The sequence below is a fragment of the Actinocorallia lasiicapitis genome, assembly GCF_054778695.1.
Map to the genome: position 1 here is coordinate 1 of NZ_BAAGZI010000488.1, position 3,817 is coordinate 3,817.

Annotated in this window: 4 protein-coding genes; 3 read left to right on the plus strand and 1 reads right to left on the minus strand. The window is 72.5% G+C overall.

The genetic code is table 11. The features are described 5' to 3' along the window. From ACYVE7_RS30795 to ACYVE7_RS30805, 3 genes are all read left to right on the plus strand, one after another. The coding region (locus ACYVE7_RS30795; protein ID WP_460369671.1) for an o-succinylbenzoate synthase at window positions 1-747 on the plus strand (747 nt) is incomplete at its 5' end. 77 nt (window positions 748-824) lie between these two features. Further along, the gene (gene menD / locus ACYVE7_RS30800; RefSeq protein ID WP_460369672.1) at window positions 825-2,489 is read left to right on the plus strand and encodes a 2-succinyl-5-enolpyruvyl-6-hydroxy-3-cyclohexene-1-carboxylic-acid synthase; all 1,665 of its coding nucleotides are present in this window, start codon (window positions 825-827) and stop codon (window positions 2,487-2,489) included. A 73-nt stretch (window positions 2,490-2,562) separates the two neighbouring features. Then, complete coding sequence (locus ACYVE7_RS30805) at window positions 2,563-3,507, plus strand: alpha/beta hydrolase (RefSeq protein WP_460369674.1); 945 nt, start codon at window positions 2,563-2,565, stop codon at window positions 3,505-3,507. A gap of 22 nt (window positions 3,508-3,529) precedes the next feature. Here ACYVE7_RS30805 and ACYVE7_RS30810 read toward each other — a convergent pair. Continuing rightward, a partial coding sequence (locus ACYVE7_RS30810; protein ID WP_460369676.1) for a hypothetical protein occupies window positions 3,530-3,817 on the minus strand: 288 nt, incomplete at its 5' end.

The window sequence follows — 3,817 nt, forward strand, 5'->3', positions numbered from 1 at the left end:
CCCGCGCCGCTGCGCGACCGGATCCCGGTGAACGTGACGGTGCCCGCGGTGGGCCCCGAACGGGCGCTGGAGATCGTGCTGGCGTCGTCGGGGTGCCGGACGGCGAAGGTGAAGGTCGCCGAGCGCGGCCAGGCCGAGTCCGAGGACCTGGCGCGGGTCGAGGCGGTCCGTGACGCGCTCGGCCCCGGCGGCCGGGTGCGGATCGACGTGAACGGCGGCTGGACGGTCGATCAGGCCATTCGGATGATCGGGCTGCTGGACCGGTTCACGCTGGAGTACGTTGAGCAGCCGTGCCCTTCGGTGGAGGAGCTGGCCGCGGTACGGCGCCGGGTGTCGGTGCCGGTCGCGGCCGACGAGTCGATCCGCCGGGCCGAAGACCCCTACCGGGTGCGGGACGCCGAGGCCGCGGACATCGCGGTCCTGGAGTTCCAGCCGCTGGGCGGGGTCGAGGCGGCGCTGGAGGTGGCCGAGGAGATCGGGCTGCCGGTGGTGGTGTCGAGTGCGGTGGAGACCTCGGTCGGGCTGGCGGCCGGGTTGGCGCTCGCCGCCGCTCTGCCGGAGCTGCCGTACGCGTGCGGGCTGGCGACGTTGCAGCTCATGGAGGGCGACGTGGTCGCCGCACCGCTCGAAGTGGTGGACGGGTGCATCGCGGTGCGCCGTCCGGCCGTCGACGAGGCGGCGTTGCGGCGGTACGAGGTGGACGCCGCCGGATGGGTCGCCCGCGCGGCGCTCGCCGACGGCGGCTGAACCGGGGCCTGCCGGAGCCCGAACCGGTGCTGTGAACCGTAGGTCTGAAACGCGTGGAACTGAACAGGGGGAGTGCGGTGAATCCGGCGACGGCGCTGGCGACGGTCCTGGTGGACGAGCTGCTGCGGTGCGGCCTGACCGACGCGGTGCTGGCGCCCGGGTCCCGGTCGGCGCCGATGGCGCTCGCCCTGGACGAGGCGGAACGCGCCGACCGGCTGCGGCTGCACGTCCGGGTCGACGAGCGGTCGGCGTCGTTCCTGGCGTTGGGCCTGGCGAAGCGGACGGGCCGGCCGGTGGCGCTGGTCTGCACCTCGGGGACGGCGGCGGCGAACTTCCATCCGGCGGTGATCGAGGCGTCGGAGTCGGGGATCCCGCTGCTGCTGCTGACCGCGGACCGGCCGCCTGAACTGCGCGGCACGGGCGCCAACCAGACCATCGACCAGGTGAAGCTCTACGGGTCGTCGGTGCGGTGGGTGGCCGAGGTCGGGGTACCCGAGGAGCGGCCGGGGATGGTGGCGTACTGGCGGTCGATGACGAGCCGGGCGTTCGGGGCGTCGCTGGTGCCCGATCCGGGGCCCGTGCATCTGAACGTCGCGTTCCGGGAGCCGCTGATCCCCAACGGCGACGACTCGTGGTGTGAGCCGCTGGAGGGCAACGGGGCGTCGGCGTGGACGAAGGTGCGGGGCCCGTCGACCGGGTCGGTGCTGCACGTCCCGCCGACACGGCGCGGTGTGCTGGTGGTCGGCGACGGGGCGGTGAACGTCAAGCGGTATGTGGCGGCCGCGTCGATGGCGGGCTGGCCGGTGCTGTCGGAGCCGATCGGCAACGCCAGGTACGGCGACCACGCGCTGTCGTCGCACCATTTCCTGCTCGGGGTGCAGGAGTTCGCGGAGCGGCACGAGCCCGAGGTGGTGGTGACGCTCGGCAAGCCGGGGCTGTCCAAGCCGCTGCTGGGCATGTTGCGCCGGGCCCGCCAGCACGTCGTGGTGACCTCGTCGCTGGCGCGCTGGCCCGACCCGGTGCGGTCGGCGACCCAGGTCGCCCAGGAGGTCGAGATCCCGGTGGTGTCCGGGGACGACGGCTGGCTGAAGTCGTGGCGCGCGGCCGACCAGGCGGCGTCGGCGGCGGTCGACGAGGTGCTGGAGGAGTCGGACGAGGTGACCGAGCCGCGGCTGGCGCGGGACCTGGTCGCGACGATCCCCGGCGGGTCGCTGCTGTTCACGTCGGCGTCGATGCCGATTCGCGATCTGGACCAGACGATGCGGCCGCGCCGCGGCCTGCGGATCCTCGCCAACCGCGGCGCCAGCGGGATCGACGGGCTGGTCTCGACGGCGATGGGCATGGCGCTCGGCCATTCGGGACGCTCGTACGCGCTGCTCGGCGATCTGGCGTTCCTGCACGACCAGAACGGGCTGATCGTCGGCCCGCACGAGCGCCGTCCCGATCTGGCGCTGGTCGTGGTCAACAACGACGGCGGCGGGATCTTCTCGCTGCTGCCGCAGGCGTCGCTGCGCGGCCCGTTCGAGCGGGTCTTCGGCACGCCGCACGGTGTCGATCTGGAGCAGCTGGCGGGGGCGCACGGCATCCCGTACACGCGCCTGGACGCGGCGTCCGGGCTGAGCCGCGCGCTCGCGGGCGACGGGTTGCGGATCATCGAGGCCCGCACCGACCGCGAGGCGAACGCCGCGCTCCACGCCCGGATGCGGCTGGCCGCGCAGGAGGCTGTCAAGTCACTCCTCTGACCAGGAGTGGTTTGTCCTGCTCTGGGGCATATGTCCATTACTGGACATAGCCTCCCCGGAGGGTGCCGTGATAATGCGCACCTTCAGCTTCGTGCTGACGTTTCTCCTCGCCGTCACCTTCGCCCTCCCGGGGCGAGCAGCCACGGATTCGGGGGTGTATGTCGCGTCCAGCAAACGGATTGATGCGCGGACCCTTGATCTGACCGTGGTTTCGCCGAATGTGGAGGGTGGGCGGCGGGCGGTGCGGCTGCTGCTGCCGCCCGGATGGGCGCCGGACGCGGGACGCACCTGGCCGACGCTCTGGCTGCTGCACGGCGGGTTCGACGACTACAGGTCGTGGAGCGACAAGACCGACCTGAAAGCCGCGACAGCCGGACGCGACATGATCGTGGTCCTGCCCGACACGTCCTGGTGCAGCGCCTACAGCGACTGGTGGAACTACGGAGCCGGCGGCGTCCCCCGCTGGGAGACCTACCTGACGTCCGACCTGCCGCAACTCCTGGAACGCCAGTACCGGGCGTCGCCGGTCCGTGCCGTGGCGGGCAACTCGATGGGCGGGCTCGGCTCGCTGAAACTCGCCGCCAACCACGCCGGGTTCTACAAGGCGGTGGCCTCCTTCAGCGGCAATCTGAACCCGCTGCACACCGGGGTCGGCGACGGCGGCCTCGACAAGCCGGGCCTCGCCTGCTGGGCGGACTGGAAGCGGGTCTGGGGCGACCCCGCCGTCCCGGCGCAGCGCGCGATCTGGGTGGCGAATGATCCTTACGAGCAGGCGCTGAAACTCCGCGGCACGTCGCTGTACATCGCCGCGGGCGACGGTTCCGGCGGACTGTTCCCCGACGGTGTGGAGCAGGCCGTCCACAAGCAGGCCAAGGCGACCATCGGCAAGCTGCAGGCGGCGGGCATCCCCGTCACCGCGCATCTTTACGCACCGGGCGGCCACACCTGGAACTACTGGCAGCGCGAGCTCCGTCTCGCCCTGCCCCAGCTCATGGCCGCCCTCAACCTTACTGCGTAAAGGCCGTCGGCCTGTCGCGCTCTCAGCGGACGGACATCAGCTCCGTGATCGCCGAGAGCAGCGCCGGCGGGACGTCCTCCGCCTGGAGCGCGGCCAGCTTCGCGCCCTCTGGAAGATCACTGGAGAGGATCTTCCAGAGGGTGAGCTTGGCGTCGTGGCCGTACTGGGCCGAGGTGAGCAGCGCGAGCAGGGCGTCCGGCCGCGGGTCGGGGGCCGGGGCGAGCGGCCCGGCCGCGATCCGGAGCTCCTCGGTGACGGGGCCCGACACGGTGAGCGTGAAGCGCCGGCCGTCCTCGGCGGGCACCCCGTC

What these genes read in the sequence shown, in the direction of transcription:
- ACYVE7_RS30805 (WP_460369674.1), top strand. Translation starts at nt 2,563, where the DNA reads ATGCGCACCTTCAGCTTCGTGCTGACGTTTCTCCTCGCCGTCACCTTC.